The organism is Pedobacter chitinilyticus (assembly GCF_003313385.1).
Classification (GTDB): domain Bacteria; phylum Bacteroidota; class Bacteroidia; order Sphingobacteriales; family Sphingobacteriaceae; genus Pedobacter; species Pedobacter chitinilyticus.
Map to the genome: position 1 here is coordinate 806,173 of NZ_QMHN01000001.1, position 19,582 is coordinate 825,754.

General features: G+C 38.7%; 18 protein-coding genes. 7 read left to right on the plus strand and 11 right to left on the minus strand.

Annotation, left to right across the window (positions count from 1 at the left end; translation table 11 throughout):
• The first annotated feature begins 6 nt into the window (after positions 1-6).
• On the plus strand, positions 7-1,356 hold the full coding sequence (gene mgtE / locus DUT70_RS03390) for a magnesium transporter (RefSeq protein ID WP_113645878.1): 1,350 nt from the start codon (positions 7-9) through the stop codon (positions 1,354-1,356).
• 99 nt (positions 1,357-1,455) lie between these two features.
• On the opposite strand, the gene DUT70_RS03395 is transcribed toward mgtE, so the two are convergent.
• Together DUT70_RS03395 and DUT70_RS03400 are read right to left on the minus strand one after the other, a co-directional pair.
• Positions 1,456-1,866: an organic hydroperoxide resistance protein gene (locus tag DUT70_RS03395; RefSeq protein ID WP_113645879.1), complete on the minus strand. Its 411-nt coding sequence runs from the start codon at positions 1,864-1,866 to the stop codon at positions 1,456-1,458.
• Positions 1,867-1,929: 63 nt separating this feature from the next.
• Positions 1,930-4,101, minus strand: a complete 2,172-nt coding sequence (locus tag DUT70_RS03400; RefSeq protein ID WP_240432013.1) for an FUSC family protein — start codon at positions 4,099-4,101, stop codon at positions 1,930-1,932.
• A 109-nt stretch (positions 4,102-4,210) separates the two neighbouring features.
• Between DUT70_RS03400 and DUT70_RS03405 the strand changes: the two genes are divergently transcribed.
• Together DUT70_RS03405 and DUT70_RS03410 are read left to right on the plus strand one after the other, a co-directional pair.
• Positions 4,211-5,383 (plus strand): DmpA family aminopeptidase, encoded by a 1,173-nt coding sequence (locus DUT70_RS03405; RefSeq protein WP_113645881.1) that lies wholly within the window; start codon positions 4,211-4,213, stop codon positions 5,381-5,383.
• Positions 5,384-6,070: 687 nt separating this feature from the next.
• A complete protein-coding gene (locus DUT70_RS03410; protein ID WP_113645882.1) occupies positions 6,071-7,417 on the plus strand; it encodes a PhoH family protein in 1,347 nt (448 codons plus the stop codon).
• Between the two features lie 140 nt (positions 7,418-7,557).
• Here DUT70_RS03410 and DUT70_RS03415 read toward each other — a convergent pair whose 3' ends face one another.
• From DUT70_RS03415 to DUT70_RS03425, 3 genes are all read right to left on the minus strand, one after another.
• The gene (locus tag DUT70_RS03415; RefSeq protein ID WP_113645883.1) at positions 7,558-8,769 is read right to left on the minus strand and encodes a TCR/Tet family MFS transporter; all 1,212 of its coding nucleotides are present in this window, start codon (positions 8,767-8,769) and stop codon (positions 7,558-7,560) included.
• A gap of 325 nt (positions 8,770-9,094) precedes the next feature.
• Positions 9,095-9,343, minus strand: a complete 249-nt coding sequence (locus DUT70_RS03420) for a hypothetical protein (RefSeq protein WP_113645884.1) — start codon at positions 9,341-9,343, stop codon at positions 9,095-9,097.
• Between the two features lie 106 nt (positions 9,344-9,449).
• Complete coding sequence (locus tag DUT70_RS03425) at positions 9,450-11,618, minus strand: S46 family peptidase (RefSeq protein ID WP_113645885.1); 2,169 nt, start codon at positions 11,616-11,618, stop codon at positions 9,450-9,452.
• A 108-nt stretch (positions 11,619-11,726) separates the two neighbouring features.
• Here DUT70_RS03425 and DUT70_RS03430 point away from each other — a divergent pair, with 108 nt between their 5' ends.
• The 3 genes from DUT70_RS03430 (at position 11,727) to DUT70_RS03440 (ending at position 13,074) form a co-directional block, all read left to right on the plus strand.
• A complete protein-coding gene (locus DUT70_RS03430) occupies positions 11,727-11,927 on the plus strand; it encodes a PLDc N-terminal domain-containing protein (protein ID WP_113645886.1) in 201 nt (66 codons plus the stop codon).
• Between the two features lie 66 nt (positions 11,928-11,993).
• Entirely contained in the window at positions 11,994-12,470 is a 477-nt protein-coding gene (locus DUT70_RS03435) for a GAF domain-containing protein (protein WP_113645887.1), read from the plus strand.
• Complete coding sequence (locus DUT70_RS03440) at positions 12,463-13,074, plus strand: DNA-3-methyladenine glycosylase (protein WP_113645888.1); 612 nt, start codon at positions 12,463-12,465, stop codon at positions 13,072-13,074. The genes DUT70_RS03435 and DUT70_RS03440 overlap by 8 nt, the downstream gene beginning before the upstream one ends.
• A 190-nt stretch (positions 13,075-13,264) precedes the next feature.
• Here the strand turns inward: DUT70_RS03440 and DUT70_RS03445 are convergent, their stop codons facing one another.
• Positions 13,265-14,101: a hypothetical protein gene (locus DUT70_RS03445; protein ID WP_113645889.1), complete on the minus strand. Its 837-nt coding sequence runs from the start codon at positions 14,099-14,101 to the stop codon at positions 13,265-13,267.
• Entirely contained in the window at positions 14,098-15,033 is a 936-nt protein-coding gene (gene queG / locus DUT70_RS03450) for a tRNA epoxyqueuosine(34) reductase QueG (protein ID WP_113645890.1), read from the minus strand. The genes DUT70_RS03445 and queG overlap by 4 nt, the downstream gene beginning before the upstream one ends.
• Before the next feature lie 106 nt (positions 15,034-15,139).
• Between queG and DUT70_RS03455 the strand changes: the two genes are divergently transcribed.
• Positions 15,140-15,361, plus strand: coding sequence for a hypothetical protein (locus DUT70_RS03455; protein WP_113645891.1), 222 nt, complete (start codon positions 15,140-15,142; stop codon positions 15,359-15,361).
• A 35-nt stretch (positions 15,362-15,396) separates the two neighbouring features.
• Here the strand turns inward: DUT70_RS03455 and DUT70_RS03460 are convergent, their stop codons facing one another.
• The 4 genes from DUT70_RS03460 to ruvB form a co-directional block, all read right to left on the minus strand.
• Positions 15,397-16,902: a carbon-nitrogen hydrolase family protein gene (locus DUT70_RS03460; protein ID WP_113645892.1), complete on the minus strand. Its 1,506-nt coding sequence runs from the start codon at positions 16,900-16,902 to the stop codon at positions 15,397-15,399.
• A 380-nt stretch (positions 16,903-17,282) separates the two neighbouring features.
• Positions 17,283-18,008, minus strand: a complete 726-nt coding sequence (locus DUT70_RS03465) for a TlpA family protein disulfide reductase (protein WP_113645893.1) — start codon at positions 18,006-18,008, stop codon at positions 17,283-17,285.
• A gap of 201 nt (positions 18,009-18,209) precedes the next feature.
• Entirely contained in the window at positions 18,210-18,449 is a 240-nt protein-coding gene (locus tag DUT70_RS03470; RefSeq protein ID WP_113645894.1) for a DUF4369 domain-containing protein, read from the minus strand.
• A gap of 28 nt (positions 18,450-18,477) precedes the next feature.
• On the minus strand, positions 18,478-19,500 hold the full coding sequence (gene ruvB / locus DUT70_RS03475; protein WP_113645895.1) for a Holliday junction branch migration DNA helicase RuvB: 1,023 nt from the start codon (positions 19,498-19,500) through the stop codon (positions 18,478-18,480).
• Positions 19,501-19,582: the final 82 nt, after the last annotated feature.

Genomic DNA, 19,582 nt, shown 5'->3' on the forward strand with positions numbered 1-19,582 from the left:
GCCAACATGCAATCGTTCGAATTAGATAAGACAGACCTTTCTAAACTAAGAAAGGCAATTGAGGGAGATGACCAAGAGCTTAGTAGCATTTTGGCCGAATATCACGCATCTGAAATTGCTATTCTTTTCGATAATATTAAGGCGGAGGATAGGCAGCGGATCATCAACCTGCTCGAGGTAGAAAAGGCTTCGGAGGTGATTGCAGAAATGAGCGAAGAGGCCCATCCTGAAGAGCTTTTAATTCAGCTGCATCCAGAAAAACGTACTGAGATTGTTGAAGAGCTAGATTATGACGATGCTACCGACATCATTTCGCAACTAGAAGCACACGAGCAGCATGAAATTCTGGAAGATTTAAGTAAGGATGACGCTGAAAGCATCAGGAATTTATTAAGCTACCACGAAGAAACTGCTGGTGGTTTAATGAATACGCAGATGATTAAGGTGAATATTAACCTCACCAAAAAAGATGCGATAGATCAAATTATTCAGCAAAGCGAAGAGATTGAGGAGTTTTATACGGTGTTTGTAGTTGATGATGATAATATCTTTAAAGGGATTGTTTCTTTGAAAGATATTATCAAAGCTAAGGGTAATGTGAAGATCATGGATATGGTGAAGCCTGATGCTGTTTATGTGAACGCAGATACCGATCAGGAGGAAGTAGCCAAGCTTTTATCTCAATATAATTTAACGAGTATACCTGTTGTTGATGGCTATTTGAAGCTTTTGGGAAGGGTAACTTTTGATGATGTGATCGACGTACTCGAAGACGAAAATACGGAGGATATCCTTAAAATATCAGGGGTATCGGAAGATGAGGAGTTGGCTGGTAACTGGGTGGATGCCGTAAAATCCAGATTGCCCTGGCTCATCATCAACCTTGGTACTGCTTTTTTAGCATCAGCCGTAGTGAGATATTACGAAGACACCTTAGCGCATTTAGCCATTTTATCGGCTTATATGACCATTATTGCTGGAATGGGGGGCAATGCCGCTACGCAAGCACTGGCGGTTACGGTGAGGCGTATTTCATTATATGATTTGACAGATAAACAAGCTTATAGAGCTGTTTTGAAAGAGTTTACCGTAGGAATGATCAATGGTGCCGTAACGGGAGCCATTGTATTAGCTTTCGCTTATTTCTTCGATGCAAATTTAATGCTTGGCTTCGTGATATTCTTGGCCATGACTGGAAACTTAATTATAGCAGGTTTCACGGGCGCTGGTATTCCATTGTTGCTGAAAAGGGTAGGCATTGACCCAGCCATTGCATCTTCTATTATTATTACCACTTTTACTGACGTATTTGGTTTCTTGTTGCTATTGGGTTTGGCCAGTAAGTTGTTGTTGTAAAACTCAGTACGTCATTCCCGAAAATGCGAGAATCTTAACACGTATTTGGCATTAGGATTCCCGTCAAGTTGGGAATGACGTAGTGTGAACATCAGATAATTAAACTGCGGTAACCCTTGTTTCTACATTGCCTTTTGTGGCTTTGGAATAAGGGCAAACGGCATGTGCTTTATCAGCCAGCGCTTGAGCTTCTTCTATGCTGATATCGGGAATATGCACATCCAAATCAGCTGAAAGTGCAAAACCATTGCCATTTTTGTTAAAAGATACATGCACATTCACACTGGCATTGCTGGCATCAACACCTTCGGGGTCTGCTACAGATTGTAAAGCTCCCAAATAGCACGAACCCCATGCCGTGGCGAATAACTGCTCGGGATTTGGCGCACCACCTTGTCCGCCCATTTCCTTCGGTTTCCTTAAATCTGTTTCAAATATACCATCACTTGATTTTGCGTGCCCATCTCTACCGCCGATAACGGTAACTGAGGCTGTATATACTTTTTCCATGATTGTCTTTCTTTTTTTGTATGCAACAAACGAAAGACTTTTTAGTTTGGTAAAGTATTTAGACTATATTTTGATTTTTTCGGTAAGCTTAAAAATATCGTAAGATACTTTTTGGATCAAATCAAACTGCTCCTCGATCACGATGGCTGTATCAGAAAGTTGAGGTTCAGGCGGTTTTTTTAAACGAATTAACGGAACGTTGCTAGGTTCAACAACCTGTTTGTGGAGATTTTCGCTGGCATTTTCCAATAAGTAAGTAGTATTTTCTGCAATGGGTCTAATTTCCTGATAATTGGTGCAAATGAAATGATGTTCTTTGATATACAAGGACAAACTGGCTACATAAGAAGAAAGCAAGTGGTTGAGTACCGTAAACTGATGCAGTTCTTGCATATGAACCTGTTTACTCTTCGGTTCCGAAAACATACGCTGAAACAGGGAAGCCAAATTGGAGCTCTTTACAAAAACTTCTTTTCGGGCTAGTTTGTAGCTCGTTAAATCTGATCCATTTTCGAAATACAGCTTAATCACTTCGGCAAAATAATACTTGTTCGCATTGATCATGTCTACCATCGCTTCTTTCACTTTTTCGTGTTCCCAATTAGGGAAAAGTGAATAGCTAGCCAATAGGGCAATACCCGAACCAATCAAGGTGTCATAAATTCTTTCTCTGGCAATTGACATGGTACCCATGCCCAAAAATTCGAAAATAATGAGAATGTAAGGCGTCATAAACAATACGCTCACCACGTAATTTTTGCGCTGAAAGCTGTAGCCTGCAATCATGAACAAGATAAGGATGATGAATAAAGTGTTCTTATCATGAACGTAGTGTAAAATAGCCATCCCTATAAAAGCGCCCACAATGGTACCTATAATACGATGGTAGTTTCGTTCCTTGGTTAAGCTAAATCCAGGTTTCGAAATCACGAGGATGGTCAACAAAATCCAATAGCTGTGGGCGAAATCCAGACTTCTTGCCACCACGAAACCAATAAACATTACAATGGCAACTCTTACCGAGTGTCTAAAGGTGGAAGATTTAAAAGTAAGGTTGTCTAATAAAAGCTTGATGTTGATTTCCTGCGAGGTCACAAACTTGGCTACATCAACATCTCCCTTTTTAATTTTACGTTTTTCCTTCTTGTTAAAATATTGGTTGATGGTTTTGATACGCCCTACAATGTTTTCGATATTTACCTCGATGTTACGTAGTGCGATAATCCCTAAGGTATTATAAGTTTCACCTTTCTGCTGCTCTAAATCACTAATTTCCTGTCTTAGTTTTAACAAGTCGTTTTCTAAATTCTCCGCTAAAGTTGGAATACCACCACTCTTTAAAGCAAAAGCAATATCATCTAACGAATCCGCAATTTTATTGATAGCTTCTTCATAATGAGATAAAATACCTATCGAATCAAATTGCTTGTGCAGTTGTTTGTAATTGTAATAGGTAGACATCACCTGTTCAAACAAATCTACCGTATCCGTAAAAACAATTAATAGAAATCTGCCTTGAGGGGTCGATTCCCTTACAATTTCCCTTGTTTTAAAAAGCACTTCTCTAACTTCATCCTGCTTTTGGTGTACGTCTACCTGTAACTGTAATAGGTCAGCATAATTCTTTTCGTAGTCGGTATTATGAGAATAGAATTTCGCTTTGGCCCTTAAAAAATCCGCAATCTCATGTATCGAGTCGCTTAACGTTTGTTGCGCAAGGCGATAAGGTCGTAGTCGATAGATGATGTAACTCAGAGAAGTGTACCAAATACTGCCAATAAATACCAGTATACTATAAAAAATCACTTCCTGCCAAGGCCTTACATCATCAATACTCAATATCATGATCAGTAAAACCGAAGTACCGATAGAGGCCGCTCTGTTTCCGTATAGAAACAACATGGAAAAGACAAAACTGAAAACCACCACCATAATGCCAGTGAAAACATCACTCTTATTGGTTAAACCAACAATGATACTCACTAAAAATAGCAGGGCAGTAGTTACCAACATGGCATTTCTACGATGGTGGATTGGACCTGGAGAGTCTACTATACTCACACAAAGTGCTCCCAGCGATAAGGTCATGCCGTATTGCAACATCCCAAAATGCGCCATGATCAATGAAGGACAAAGTACACCGAAACTAATTCGGAGGCCTTCTGCAAAGTAATTGCTCAATAAAAAATCTTGGGTATCTCTGATCGGGCGTTGAAGCATATACAAATCTAACACTATTTGCGCTGAAATGATTTTAAAATAGGCGAGAAATAGTCGCTTTTGTCATTTGTAAACGTTTAAGCATATCCATAGCTTAGAGAGAATTTATTTTAATACCAATGATATGAAGATTAATGCGATTTTGACGATGGGATTTGTTGTGTTTATGGTCACAACCACTGATGCACAAGAAAAAAGAGGAAGGGCTCGTGATTTTGGAGTTTTTACGGGAATACTTCATACAGGAAAATACAATGCCATTACCGATGTGGCAGGTGTAAAGGTTGGACATACCACCTTGATTAAAGGAGATTCGGTGAGAACTGGAGTGACGGCTATTGTTCCTCATGGAGGAAATGTCTTTCAGGATAAAGTCCCCGCAGCGATTTATGTGGGCAATGGTTTTGGGAAATCCATGGGCTTATCCCAAATTAAGGAGTTGGGTAATTTAGAAACACCTATTCTTTTGACCAATACTTTAAATACACCTTTGGTGGCCAATGCTTTAATTGATTATATGCTTTTGCAACCTGGTAACGAGCAGGTAAAATCGGTGAATGCCATGGTTGGTGAAACCAATGATGGCGGATTAAATGATATTAGGGGACGTCATGTGCGTGCCGAAGATGTGCTGAAAGCAATTAATGAAGCAAAAGAAGGAATGGTAGAGGAAGGCTGTGTTGGTGCAGGCACTGGAACGGAAGCGCTAGGCTATAAAGGTGGCATCGGAACGTCTTCAAGAGTGCTGCCAGCATCAAAAGGTGGCTATACCGTAGGTGTGTTAGTGCAGTCAAACTTTGGTGGGGTATTGCAGATCAACGGTGCGCCAGTAGGTAGGGAGTTGAATAATTTTTATCTGATGGATAAAAGTAAACCTTACAAAGCAGATGGTTCTTGTATGATCATCATCGCTACCGATGCACCACTTTCCGACCGAAATCTGGAACGTTTGGCCAAGAGGTCTTACATCGCCTTTGGTAATGTGGGCGCATTTTCTTCCAATGGGAGTGGTGATTATGCCGTAGCATTTTCCACTTATGAGAGGAACAGAATTCCGTATCAATCCAAAAATAAAGTAAGGAATATAGATGATTTAAATAACGATGAACTGTCGCCTTTGTTTATGGCCGTTTGGGAAGCAACCGAAGAAGCACTCTTAAATTCGTTGTTTATGGCCACTGATACTAAAGGAAATGGTCGTGAAGTGAAAGCGTTACCCATCAAAAAAACATTGGAGATTTTAAAGAAATACAATGCACTTGATCAAAATACGTTGCCCAAAGCCATCGAAAAATAGCAAAATGAGTTTCTGTTGTTAATAAGTTGTATGTTAACAACTTAGTCTGGGTTTTAGGCAATATACCGATTCCAGCAAATTGATTAAGTTTTCTGGCAGTTTGACCTGTTGGTTAGAGGTAAATATTTGGTTCATAACTTGTTAATAAATTTGAGTTAATTTTCTTGCTAAATGGGCTTGTCTGTAGTAATTTAGATGATATCAAAAACGAAGTACTTTGATCGTCTAATAAAAATCCAAAACGAATGATGAAGCTGAAAAGCTAAAATCTTCGGGATTAAAAATTGTTTCAGTCTACACATGTTTTCGATAACATGGTAGGTTCATAGAGGTTCAACACCGAAATGAATAAGACAGCGAAACTCAGGTCATCCGCAAGGAAAGATGGAGAAGCAAATTGGTAGAGATACCTTATGCTGAACAATTAAAATAGACAATGATGGGAAAAACTGGAACTCTATGGAGGGAAAGCTTGAGAACATCATTTCAAGGCAGAACAATCGAAAGAAAGGGAAGCTGCGAAAGGTCAAGTAAAATTCGATTGATAGCTTACCATTGTTTACGAATGAAGGTAGGTTTAAACGGAGAACCAAATCGAAAGAGGCAGTTCTCCGTTTTTTTTTGTGCCCATAAAAGTTTTAAATCTTGCTGCCATCTTTGCTCGATAAGTGCTAAATTTAAATAATCATGGCAAAAAAGGAAAATCCGCAGCTTTCAAAGAAAATATTCGTACTTGATACCTCAGTAATTTTGTACGACCACAATGCAGTCAACAATTTTCAAGAGCATGATGTGGCTGTTCCAGCGCTAGTGTTGGAGGAACTTGATAATTTCAAAAGCGGTAACGATACCCGTAATTTTGAAGCCCGTAATTTCATCCGAATTATTGATAGTGCTTCCAAAAGCAATTTGCTTAATAAATGGTCGGTTTTGAACAAGCAAAGCACAGGAAGATTTAAAATTCAGATTGATGAGCAACCTAGCCAGCAAAATGCAGAAACTTTATTCAGCCATGGCAAGTTCGACAATAGGATACTGAATGCGGCTTTGGTGATTAAAGAGGAACATCCAAACCAAAAAGTAGTGCTGGTTTCGAAAGATATCTGCCTGCGTTTAAAAGCGAAAGCACTTGCGCTACATGCGGAAGATTATGAGACGGGAAAAGTGAAAAATGTGGGGGAGCTTTATAGCGGTAAAACGATACTGAAATTTTCAGATGTTACAGTGTTAGATGATTTGAAGAAACAGAAATTGATTAATGCCTCGAAGTTAGATTTACCGCACACCACCTCAAATCATTTTTATGTTCTCAAAAATAAGCGAAAGGAACAAATCGCATTTTACAATGTAAACGACCATAGCTTAAAGTTAGTGGAAGATGAACCTATTTTCGGAGTATCGCCACGTAATGCCGAGCAAAGCTTTGCCATAGAAGCGCTGTTAAATCCAGCAATTAAGCTGGTGACCATACAAGGCAATGCAGGAACTGGCAAGACATTGCTTGCTTTGGCGAGTGCTTTGGAGCAGCGTAGAAACTACCGACAGATTTACATTACCAGACCAATAGTTCCTTTAAGCAATAAGGATATTGGTTTTTTGCCTGGTGATGTGAAGTCGAAAGTAGATCCGTACATGGCGCCTATTTGGGATAATCTGAAATTTATCAGGGAACAATTTGCCAATGATGAAAAAACACAGCACAAAATAGATGAGCTGGTGAGTACTGAAAAAATTGAAATTGCTCCATTAGCCTTTATTCGTGGCAGAACATTAAATAAGATTTTCTTTATTGTCGATGAAGCTCAAAATCTTACGCCTCATGAGATAAAGACCATTATTAGCCGTGCAGGTGAGGATACCAAAATTGTATTTACAGGAGATGTGTATCAGATAGACACCCCGTATTTAGATTCGGAAAGCAATGGCTTGTCTTATCTTATAGAGAATGCCAAAAACCATCCATTATATGCCCATATAACCTTGCAAAAAGGGGAACGTAGTGAATTGGCAAATTTGGCGACAGAACTTTTGTAATTAGCTAATGAGATCATACGATAATTAGATAATGTGGTAATTAGCTAATTGTCTAGTGAACGCAGCAACGGGCTAAAAAGCTGCGAATTTCGAAGAACCAAATATCATCAAATTATCTCATTAACCAATTAGCTAATTACCTAATGATGCTTCTTCAAATTCTGATAACAAATCACAATGGATACGCAGGTAAGTACAGCACCCATCATAAACGGTGCTCCAGGAAAGTAAATGCTACTTTGCTTGCTGGTGAAATGCGCAAAAAGGTACGACATTAATAGCGGGCCAATAATACTTGCCAAGCTCATAAAACTGGTCATAATCCCTTGTAATTCGCCTTGCTCATCTGGTTTTACTTGCGTAGAAATAATCCCTTGTATAGCTGGACCAGTAATGCCTGCAAGCGCATACGGCACCATAAAGGCGAACATCATCCATCCCTTACTGGCAAATGCGAATAGAACGAAGCCTAATACATACAAAGACAAGCCAAACATAATCGACTTTTTCTGTCCAAATTTTGGAATAATGATACGGATTAATCCACCTTGTACAATGGCAACAGTTAAGCCCACAAAGCCCAACGAATAACCAATCCAAGTTTCGTTCCAGTGAAACTTCTCTTGCGTATAAAATGCCCAAACGGTTTGGGTAGATTGTGCGGCGATGAATAAGATCAAAAGGGCCGCTAGTAATCCCAATAATGAAGGATAGCGTTTAATTTGCATTAAAGCGCCTACAGGGTTAGCTCTTTTCCATTCAAATTTGCGTCTATTCTCTTTCTTTAAAGATTCAGGAAGGATGAAATAACCATATAACCAGTTGATCAGTGAAAGTCCACCAGCAATCATGAAAGGCACCCTTGTTCCAAATTGACTAAATACACCGCCAATGACGGGGCCGATGATAAAACCTAAGCCAAATGCGGCGCCGATTAACCCAAAGTTTTGTGCTCTTTTTTCTGGTGTACTTACATCTGCAATGTAAGCAGAGGCGGTAGTGATACTTGCCCCACATATCCCTGCGATGATACGACCAAGAAACAACAAAGAAATGGTATGGGCAAATGCCAAAAAGAAATAATCTATGGCCATACCAAATAAGGAAATGAGTAATACAGTTCGCCTACCTGTCTTGTCACTTAAGGCCCCAAGAATAGGTGAACAAGCAAACATCATCAGCGAGTATACGGTAAGTAAAAAACCACCATATTCAGAAGCTTCACTCAGCGTTGCACCAGTGAGTTCCTTAATGAGGGCAGGCATGATGGGAATGATGATACCAAAACCTATGCAGTCGAAAAGGATGGTTACTAGTATAAAGAATACACCAGCATTTCTATTGTTTGCCATGAATTTTTTTTGAGAAAACAAAGTTAATCTAAAACAGCACTTCTAGTGCTGTAAAAATAAATTTTTATGCGGCGCAGTAAATAGGGGAAATAAAGAGTGATTTTAGCCAAACTTTGCATTTGTTTGGCGTTTTTTAGGTACCGAATTATATTTCGTTTGCTTTTATAAAGTATTATAAATCAATATTTTTAAATTAACTCTATTAAAGTTTTTATTTTTATAAGGTTCGATATTTAGTCGCAAAAATGTTTAAAATGCAGAATAAAATTCTGTTTTGATGATTAAGTGTCTTTTTAATAGATGGTTGCAGTTTTTAAATGGAGGTTTACTGCTGTCTCTGGTAAGCAGCTATAAAATCGCCCCTCATTACTTTGAAGCGCTCTATTACTGTTTCGATAAACTCTTCGTCTATGATTTGAAATACTTCATTTACCCCTCCTCCTGTAAGGTCTAATTCCGAGATTTTGTAGCTCTGTTCATAAGGTCCTTGTTCAAATTTTACAATGAATTTTTGGTTCATGCTGAAGATGCTGATTTTGCATTGTGGGTGCGGTAATTCTGCTATAATTCTCATTGTTGTTTTCGATTTTAGTTTTGTGTAATACGTTAGGTGTTGGCAGTGCTCGATCGATCCGTTATTTGTAAATCTGAAATCGAGCACTGCGGATACCTAAATTGGATTAAAGTTTAACACCCATTTCTTTGAGTAAGAAGTCGGCTTTGTCTATTTTGGATGCTGCCCAAAGTACGTACCTGATGTCGACACCTATAGAGCGGCTATAGCTTTCATTCCAAGCGTAGTCGTTTATCGTGGCACCGTAAGCACGGTCAAAGTTTACGCCAATCAATTCGCCATTAGCATTCATGATCGGAGAACCAGAGTTTCCGCCAGTAGTATCCATGTTGTAAAGGAAAGCAACGGGAACATCGTTTAATTCTTTTTTAGCAAAAGGACCGAAGTCTTTTTTGTTCCAAAGCTCCTTAATGATGTTTGGATAGTAGAAATCAGGATTGCTAGTAGCTCCTTTTTCTAATATTCCCTTAATGGTGGTGTAAGGTGACATGTATGTGGCATCAGCAGGCGAGTAGCCGCGTACATATCCGTAAGTTAAGCGTAGGGTACTGTTCGCGTCAGGTATGAAGCCTTTTTTTAAGAATTTTTCTTTAACATTCACATAGTCGCCCATCAATTTATTCAGTAGTCCATCCCTTCGATCTTTTTCTGGTTTTAATTCGGCTATTTGACGGGCAATATCGCTCTCCAATAAGAGTAAGCCATCATTATAGTCGGTTAAGGTCTTTGGAGACTTTAAGAGGCTGTTAAATACGTAATCTTGGTCTTTTAGCTTCGTTAGGCCAAAAGTGTCACTGATGTAGTCATTGGCCATCGCTTCGTTGTTGCTTCCGCGGTTAATGATTTTGTCGATCGCGGTTACTCTTTGATTTGGCGTAAAAGCCACGGCATCCATCATCATTCTTTTGAAGATTCGTCTGTCAACATCAATATCGTAAGCGTCGTAAATGGTGCTTAAGGTTTGTTTTAGCTTGCCAATATTGTTCTCGAAATAAGTTTGTTTTTGAGCTGAAGGCTGCTGATTGAGGTTGTTTTTAAAGATGTTGATGTTTTTGGCAACATTCAATAGGCTGGTAGAGGTGTAGATTTGGCTCAACCATAAATCTCTATTGGCATCGCCATTAATGATTTTGTAAAGCTGGTCGATGTTGGCCATCAAATTTCCGTATTGTGCTTTTACATCGCTATTGCTGTTGATGAATTCAGCCAAAGCAGCATCTTCTTCTTGTTTTTTAGCGACAAGGTCAATTCCTTTTATTCCAGTTAATTTACCGCGATAGTTCTTCATTACATTTGCGTTGCGCTTAATGCGTGTTGCTAACTTTATTTCGGTCGCTTTATCTTTTTTGCCTACGTTTTCCATTGTGGTGTTTTGGAAATCATATAAATCAGAAGTATAGGGCAGTACATATTTGGCTTGGTAGTCAATGAACTGCGCAGGGCGATGACGGAAAGTTTTGCCAGGATAGCCCAAAATAAATACGAAATCCTCTTCATTGGTGCCGTTTGCATTTACCTTTAGTGATTTTTTTGGTTTGAAAGGAACGTTGTCTTTGCTATACTTTGCTGGTTTGCCATCCTTGCCTACGTAAGCTCTCATGAACGAGTAGTCACCTGTGTGACGGGGCCATACCCAATTGTCTGTTTCTCCACCAAATTCGCCAATCTGACGGTTGGGTACATAAACCAATCTTACGTCTTGAATGGTTTTGTATCTGAACAACACATAGGTTTTGCCAATGAACATTTCCGAAACTTCGGCTTTAATGCTTGGGTCTTTTTGTTCTGCGTCGGCTGCAATGTTTTTCATTTGATTGTTGATCATCTGCAAGCGGGTGGCAGGATCATCGATATTGGCTACTGATCCTAAGATTCGGTCAGATACATCTTCATAGCTATCTGTAATACGGCAGGTTAAACCTTTTGCTTCAATTTCTTGTTCACGTGTTCTTGCTACAAAACCTTTGTTTAAATAGTCATTTTCAGGCGTGCTTGCCAATTGTACAGCACTAAACGCACAGTGGTGGTTAGTAATGATCAATCCTTCGTCTGAGACAAACGATCCCGTACATCCGCCAACGTTAACCAATGCATCTACTAAGCTGACGCCATTTGGATTATATACTTCATTTTGGTCAATTTTTAAACCAGCTTTCTTTAAATCCAATTTGCTGATTTCGCTCAAAGGAAACATTCCTTCATCACGTAGTTTGTAGCCCAAATGGCTCAAACCACCAATCAGAAGTAAAGTAATTAATAAGCTTTTTTTGTTCATTGTGTTGTTAGTTAAGTTCTAATCGGTCAAAACTAAGGAAATTGTTTTATCCAAACCACAGATGTTGAATAGTTGTAATTTGTGGAGTTTTTTGTTTAGATTTATCATATGAACGCTTTAGGTTTTGTTTTAATCGTTGCCATTCTGCTTTGGATAGGGCTATCTGCTTGGGCAGTAAAGGATATTGCTAAACGTGCCACGGATGTTAAAAAGCGGCAGCATAAAACTGCTTGGACTAACATTGTGGTCATATTCCCTTTTCTTGGTCTGCTGGCTTATGGGGTATATGGAAGAAGGACTTTGCGCTAATCTCATTTTATTTCCATTTTATATTCTCTTTGATGTATCCCGTTATTTAATAACTAAATTTGTGCCATGGCAGAAGATTTAACCATTTTAAAGACGGCTTCGAAAGAAGAAAAGTATCAATCTATTATTCCGCAAATTAAAGCCCTTGTTGAAGGTGAAGATGATTTAATTGCCAACTTGGCCAATGTTTGTGCGGCTTTAAAAGAGCAGTTCGGCTGGTTTTGGGTGGGTTTCTATTTAGTGAAAAATGAGGAGTTAGTATTGGGGCCTTTTCAAGGACCAGTAGCTTGTACACGTATCAAAAAGGGAAAAGGGGTTTGTGGTGCCTCATGGCAAAGAGAAGAGGTGCTTGTGGTGCCAAATGTGGATGAGTTTCCTGGGCATATCGCCTGTGCTTCAGCATCTAAATCTGAAATTGTATTGCCTTTTTATCTCCAAGATCAAATCGTTGGGGTTTTAGATGTTGATAGTGAATATCTATCTCATTTTGATAATGTTGATGCTAAATACCTAAATGAAATTTTAAGATTGATTCATGGCTAAATTACCTGCTTCTTTTTACCAAAATGAAGATGTAGTTGAGGTAGCCAGGCAGTTACTTGGTAAAATGTTGTTCACCAATATTGATGGAAAACTTACTGGTGGTATCATTACAGAAACAGAAGCTTATGATGGGGTGGTAGATAAAGCCTGTCATGCATATGGTGGAAGAAATACCAATAGAACAGCAACCATGTATTTAGCTGGTGGCGTCACTTATGTGTACTTGTGCTATGGCATTCATCATTTATTAAATGTGGTGAGTGGTACGGCTGGTAATCCACAAGCGGTATTGATTAGGGCCATAGAACCTACGGAAGGTATCGAACTGATGTTGGAGAGGAGAAAGATGGAGAAGTTAGCTTCTCGTATTACTGCAGGTCCAGGAGCATTATCAAAAGCTTTAGGTATAGATAGGCAGCTTAATGCTAAAGAACTATCTGCCAACGAAATTTGGATTGAAGATAGTGATAGACAATATACTGAAGATGAGATTGCAGCCACTACTAGAATAGGTGTGGCTTACGCGCAGGAACATGCCTTATGGCCTTTTAGGTTTTACCTTAAGGGGAATAAATATGTTAGCAAGCCTAACAATCTGAATTAAATTATTAATTATTAGTATTCCCTATAAAACTGATGCTGAACTAAATTTGCTTCGCAGCTACTTCGTGGTCAGCATGACGATGCATTGATTTGTCGTCACCCCAATTTATTTTAGGGTCAATGTTAAGCGATTATAAATTAATGAGCATAATAATAATCGTTTCTGGTGCTCACGAGGACAACTGCACTGTCTAATCTATTGGATATTTTGCTTCCATGATCATTCCCTCATCACTTAGCAATTCGTGAAGAATAGGATCTTTTAAAAGATCAGTAAGCTTGATTTTTTTTCCATTAAGATAGCCAATATTACTAATCAAGCGAACTCCGTGACTATAATCCGCCCAGGTATTGGTGTGTTTATTATAAACAGGTTGTATGGCTTTACCATCTAGCTTATGCCAACCGTAAATCACTACTCTAGGGGTAGCTTGTCTATATATTTTATTAGAGATAATGATGTCTTTTTTATTCCCCGCAGTTAAGCTGCCTTGTTTGTAATTGCTACCCAATGCTTGTAACTGTTTTTGCACTATCTCATGGTGCATTCTAAAAACAGGCACGGTGGTCATTGCTTTTGTGGGTGGGATAGGCTGTGGTTCTAATTTGATTATCGCTTGGCGATAGATCTCATCTACCATGCTTTTGGTAGGTAATAAGGTGTGGGTTAAATTGGCGATACGCTGTGCCAGCATAGGTGTGGTGGGCATGTAGATGTAATCGGTGTCGGTGCCAATAGAAAGATAATCAGATGTTGTATAAATAATTAATTGATAGTTTTTTATATCAATTACTTTGTTTATTTCTATAGGTGATAGCTTCCTTAAGAATGAAGGGATATTTCCGTTTTTAACCTCCTGCCAAATCATTTCTTCTCGTGCAGAAAGGCTTATGTTGGTATCGACAATTAGCTTTGAAAATTGACTTCCTGTAAGTGCATCTGCTTTGCGTTTTTTTAGTTTCAGTTCCTGAGCAAATGCTCCTAAACCAATAATTAGAACAATGAATAATAATGGAAGTCTTTTCATGATTGCTTTAAAAAATCAATGTTACGTTTTAAACCCGTAAACTTAGTTCGTTTAACGGGCGAATTTTTGAAAACCTTCTTGAATACTTCATCCGTCATGTCAAGCAGTTCGCTTTTGCTTAATCCTAGCAATTCTTCTTTGGGTTTAAAATTCTCTTCATTATGAACGGTCGCAAATCTGTTCCAAGGACATACATCCTGGCAAACATCGCAACCAAACATCCAATTGTCCATTTTTCCCTTAAACTCGGTAGGAATTTCGTTTTTAAGCTCAATGGTCAGATACGAAATACATTTGCTGCCATCTACTTTGTAAGGGGCTACAATGGCATTGGTAGGGCAAGCGTCGATACAACGGGTACAAGAACCACAATGGTCTGTAGGGAAGGGATTGTCGTAATCCAGGTCTAAATCTATAATCAGTTCTGCGAGAAAGAAAAAAGAACCTGCTTGCTTGCTGATTAAATTCGAATTTTTGCCCCGCCAGCCTAAGCCAGCTTTTTGCGCCCAAGCTTTATCCATTACTGGGGCCGAGTCTACAAAACAACGTCCGTCTACTTCGCCAATATTTTCACGGATAAAATGCATTAACTCCTGTAGCTTTTCTTTAATCACAGCGTGGTAATCCATTCCATAAGCATATTTGGAGATTTTTGGCGCATGTTCGTCCCGTTGCTTTTCTTCCGAATAGTAATTCAACGTGAGCGATACGATTGATTTAGCACCTTCCACCAATAATCTAGGATCTAAACGTTTATCGAAGTAGTTTTCCATGTAGCCCATTTCCCCATGGTGGTTGTTTTTGAGCCAGTTTTCTAATCGAGGAGCTTCTTCTTCCAGAAATTCGGCCTTGGCAATACCACAAGACATAAAGCCTAAACGCTGGGCTTCTTGCTTGATCATGTGACTGTATTTACTCGCCTGATTGAACATTGTTTTGCAAAGATAGCCATTTGGCTAACAAACCTTTTACTAAGGTTGGTTGTTAAATAATAGCAATACAAATTATAATAAGCTACTACTAAATTTAAACTGAGTTATGGAAAATCAAACGGAAAATACTGAAAATGAAAATAAACATGTAACGCATGACGTAGAAACCAATTACGATGCGCATCAAGAAAACCCTAAACCTGCGCCCACGGTAAATGAGCCCGATAATGAAGGGGCAGGCCAGGCCATGAAATGGGTCATTCCAATTGTAATAGTGGTTTTGCTAGTGGTTTGGTTCATCTTTTTTAGAAACAATGTGACAAAATAGTGTACCAACCAACTATATTTTGAGTGTAAAGCTGCTTATTTTAGCAGCTTTACTTCGTACAAATCAGTTCTTCTGTCTTTTAAAATCTTTACCGTACCAAAGTGGTGCAGTTCATCCAAAAGGTGTAAGTCAACATCTACCATCAACATCATTTCTGTGTTTGGTGTAGTTTCGGCTTTGATGGCATTGGTTGGAAATGCAAAATCTGAAGGGGTAAAAACTGCCGATTGTGCAAACTGGATATCCATATTGTTTACTTTAGGCAAATTTCCCACACAACCAGCAATGGCCACATAGCATTCATTTTCTATGGCTCTGGCCTGTGCACAATGCCGCACACGGGTATAGCCGTTTTGAGTATCTGTTAAAAAGGGTACAAATAAAATTTGCATTCCTTGGTCGGCATAAATACGACTCAGCTCTGGAAACTCCACATCGTAACAAATTAAAATACCCACTTTACCACAATCGGTATCAAATACACCAATTTTATCGCCGCCACTCATGCCATAGTATTTTTTCTCGTTAGGGGTAATATGTATTTTACGATAATCCTCTGTTAAACCATTTCTGTGACATAAATAAGTAGCATTATACAATTTGCCATTTTCTTTTATAGGCATGCTTCCTGCAATGATATTTACGTTGTAGGAAACTGCATACTCTTGTAGCCGATGCACAATCTCCTCTGTTTTATCCGCCAATTTTTTCATGGCTTCCTGCTCGGGTAAATGATTATAAGGTTGTAGGAGAGGGGTGTTGAAAAACTCTGGGAACATGATAAAGTCCGATTGGTAGCCACTTACGGCATCCACAAAAAACTCTACCTGCTCATAAAAAGCGTCTAAATCGTTAAATAAACGCATTTGCCATTGCACCAAACCCAATCTAATGGTTTTGGCTGATCGAGGCGAAATATTGTCGTGATAGTAGATGTTATTCCATTCAATCAGCGTGGCATATTCCTTCGATTCTATATCCCCAGGCAGGTAATTTTTCAGCACCTTGCGTACGTGGAAATCATTGGAAATTTGGAAGCTTAAGGTTGGATCGTAAATTTCCTTTGCTTTTACCTTATCAATATACTGACGGGGTGTTAATTTCTCTGCATATTCGTGATACCCAGGCAGCCTACCACCAGCAATAATGCTTTCCAAATTAAGCAGTTCACAAAGTTCTTTTCTAGCTTCGTATAAACGTCTGGCCAATCGTAAACCTCGGTATTCAGGGTGAACGAAAACTTCTATTCCGTAAAGTACATTACCTAGCGGCGTGTGCGTTGAGAAGGTGTACTTTCCAGTAATTTTCTCATAAGTATGGTTGTCGCCAAAGATATCGTAATCAACAATAATGGAAAGCGAACACGCTACTACTTTGCCATCTACAGCAATACACAGTTGTCCTTCGGGGAAAATTTTCAGTAGATCGTTTATTTTTGCTCTGCTCCATACGCCGTTGCCACTGTCTAAATAGGCTTGCTGCATGGATTCCTTGAGGTCGTTGTAATCTTCAATAGTGAGCTTACGTAATTCTATATTCATATGTATAGTGAACAAAAAAGCAAACTGAATGTTTACTAGCCTTTAATTTACCATTAATAAATGGAACTATTCAAAGATATATTAGATTAACCAACAAAGAGTTAAAAGTGGATTTTTAGAAAATTAATTTTAGTGCTTTTCGGTCGCTTTAGTCCCGCTATCCATTTCAATCTTTTTGTTTCGGTACTGTTGTTATCCCTAGTTTTGAGGGAATCTATTTCGGTAATGCTCAGTGTAGATCCTTCACTATCGTTCAGGATGACAGGTCAAAACAAAAAGGATTTACATTGCTATCGGGTTTGTGGAACCAAAACCTGCTCGGAAACTTTATGAAATAGTAAATTGAAAATTAACGAAATCCTTAAAAGCCAATATGGATATTATAACTTCGAAAGTGCTGTTTTCAAAGTAGAGATATCGCTTTCATCTGCCATTAACACTTTTCCTTTGTCATCTAATAAAAACATTGATGGAATAGCATAAAGATTATACTTCTTTTTGATTTCCTTAAAGTCACCAGGAAGGTTAGCTAAATTAGGCCATGGCATTTTTTCCAATATTACAGCTTGTTTCCATTTAGATATGTCATGATCTATGGATATGCTAATGAAATTTATTCCTTTGGCCTGATAGGTCTTATGAAGTTTTTTCAGTTCTGGGATTTCTTGACGGCATGGCCCGCACCAACTTGCCCAAAAAATAACTAGCGTTCCATTTTTTCCTTTAAGATTTTCCAATGCATTTACTTTCCCATTGCGATCGTTATAAGCAAAATTAGGAAATGTACCACCTTCTTCTAAGTACGGCATTTGATTAATGAAGTCGTTTAACTTTATTGCTCTGCTTGTATTTTTATAATCGTTTGCTAACGAAGAATAAATCGCTTTTAGCTCACTGGTTTTAAAAAGCTGCGCTCGTTCATGTAAAAATAAGATGGATAAATAATGAGTTGGATTTTCTCTAAATATTTTTTCGAGATTTATTTTAAAATCAAGAATAATATTTTCTTTCTCTTTAAGGGCGTTAGCTAGTTCTTTGTTGTTTTTAGCTTTTTTTAAGGTCTCGATTTTTTTATCTACCGCTTGCGTTTTGAGATACTGCCACAATTGATCGGCATATTTAAAATAGAAGTCTGTTTCTTTGGAACCTGATATTGATAACCCTTTTTTATCTAATTGATTACCGTCAATTTTAATGACAGCATTTTCTAAAATGAAGTTGCCCTGTCTACTTTGGTCAGATGGGTTATAAAAACTAAGATAGCCAGTTTTCTTACTGGCAGTGTCTATGTAGCTTAGTGTAGCCGCCTAACTAGGCTCTAAAATATTTGTATCTCTTTTGATTATAAATTTACCATCCTTTACCGCCGCTGAATCAATTTTAGTGACATAAGGTTGATTACTTACGGGATGGGATTTAACCAAATGGAGAAAAATCTGTTTGGCTGGAATATTTTTGATATCGCCACTGATTTCGTAATGATCTATTTGGGCAAAAGAACTGTTAAATGCAAAAAGTACAATGATGATCGAGCGTAAGAGGTTCATGGTTAATTGTTTTGGTTGTTACACCAATTTAAAACAATTTCCCCGTTTGTCCTAATTTAACACGATTTAAGTGCTTGTAAGCTGCTTCTGTTACTTCGCGACCACGAGCGGTACGCATTAAATAACCTTCTTGGATTAAGAAAGGCTCATAAACCTCTTCAATCGTTCCATCATCCTCGCCAACGGCAGTGGCAATGGTTTTTAAGCCCACAGGGCCACCCTTAAATTTGTCGATAATAGCCAATAGAATTTTATTGTCCATTTCGTCCAAACCATGCTCATCTACATTGAGCGCCGATAAAGCATAACGGGCGATTTCAGTATCGATTTTACCAGTGCCTTTAATTTGTGCAAAATCACGGGTACGACGTAATAGGGCATTGGCAATACGCGGGGTACCACGGCTACGTCGGGCAATTTCATAAGCACCTTCTTCGCTGATAGGCGTATTAAGAATAGCTGATGAGCGTAATACGATGGTAGTTAATAGCTTAGCATCATAATAAGCTAAGCGAGAATTGATCCCGAAACGAGCTCTTAAAGGTGCTGTAAGCAAACCAGATCGGGTAGTGGCACCTACTAACGTAAACGGATTAAGACCTATTTGTACTGAACGAGCATTAGGACCGCTTTCCAGCATAATGTCAATCTTGAAATCCTCCATAGCCGAATAAAGGTATTCTTCTACCAAAGGAGAAAGGCGATGGATTTCGTCGATGAAAAGAATATCGCCACTATCTAAATTAGTTAATAGCCCAGCTAAATCTCCAGGCTTATCCAATACTGGACCAGAGGTTACTTTGATATTTACGCCCATTTCGTTGGCGATGATGTGCGACAAAGTGGTTTTTCCCAATCCTGGAGGGCCGTGCAGCAACACGTGATCTAATGCTTCGCCACGCAGTTTGGCAGCTTGAACGAAAATTCTAAGGTTTTCTAAAACCTTTTCCTGCCCTGTAAAGTCCTCAAACTCCTGTGGGCGCAATACTTTTTCAATATCGCGTTCGGTTGGGCTTAAATTCTCTGAAGAAGGATCAAGATTTTCGTTCATGGAACAAATATAGCTTTTTTGTAGGTTTTTATTGGGTATGTGTTGTAAAGCCCTAAATAAAATAGCCCTGACAGTAGCGAAC

Coding starts and splice junctions, on each gene's coding strand:
- mgtE (WP_113645878.1), top strand. CDS start 7: ATGCAATCGTTCGAATTAGATAAGACAGACCTTTCTAAACTAAGAAAG.
- DUT70_RS03395 (WP_113645879.1), bottom strand. CDS start 1,866: ATGGAAAAAGTATATACAGCCTCAGTTACCGTTATCGGCGGTAGAGAT.
- DUT70_RS03405 (WP_113645881.1), top strand. CDS start 4,211: ATGAAGATTAATGCGATTTTGACGATGGGATTTGTTGTGTTTATGGTC.
- DUT70_RS03410 (WP_113645882.1), top strand. CDS start 6,071: ATGGCAAAAAAGGAAAATCCGCAGCTTTCAAAGAAAATATTCGTACTT.
- DUT70_RS03415 (WP_113645883.1), bottom strand. CDS start 8,769: ATGGCAAACAATAGAAATGCTGGTGTATTCTTTATACTAGTAACCATC.
- DUT70_RS03420 (WP_113645884.1), bottom strand. CDS start 9,343: ATGAGAATTATAGCAGAATTACCGCACCCACAATGCAAAATCAGCATC.
- DUT70_RS03425 (WP_113645885.1), bottom strand. CDS start 11,618: ATGAACAAAAAAAGCTTATTAATTACTTTACTTCTGATTGGTGGTTTG.
- DUT70_RS03430 (WP_113645886.1), top strand. CDS start 11,727: ATGAACGCTTTAGGTTTTGTTTTAATCGTTGCCATTCTGCTTTGGATA.
- DUT70_RS03435 (WP_113645887.1), top strand. CDS start 11,994: ATGGCAGAAGATTTAACCATTTTAAAGACGGCTTCGAAAGAAGAAAAG.
- DUT70_RS03440 (WP_113645888.1), top strand. CDS start 12,463: ATGGCTAAATTACCTGCTTCTTTTTACCAAAATGAAGATGTAGTTGAG.
- DUT70_RS03445 (WP_113645889.1), bottom strand. CDS start 14,101: ATGAAAAGACTTCCATTATTATTCATTGTTCTAATTATTGGTTTAGGA.
- queG (WP_113645890.1), bottom strand. CDS start 15,033: ATGTTCAATCAGGCGAGTAAATACAGTCACATGATCAAGCAAGAAGCC.
- DUT70_RS03455 (WP_113645891.1), top strand. CDS start 15,140: ATGGAAAATCAAACGGAAAATACTGAAAATGAAAATAAACATGTAACG.
- DUT70_RS03460 (WP_113645892.1), bottom strand. CDS start 16,902: ATGAATATAGAATTACGTAAGCTCACTATTGAAGATTACAACGACCTC.
- DUT70_RS03470 (WP_113645894.1), bottom strand. CDS start 18,449: ATGAACCTCTTACGCTCGATCATCATTGTACTTTTTGCATTTAACAGT.
- ruvB (WP_113645895.1), bottom strand. CDS start 19,500: ATGAACGAAAATCTTGATCCTTCTTCAGAGAATTTAAGCCCAACCGAA.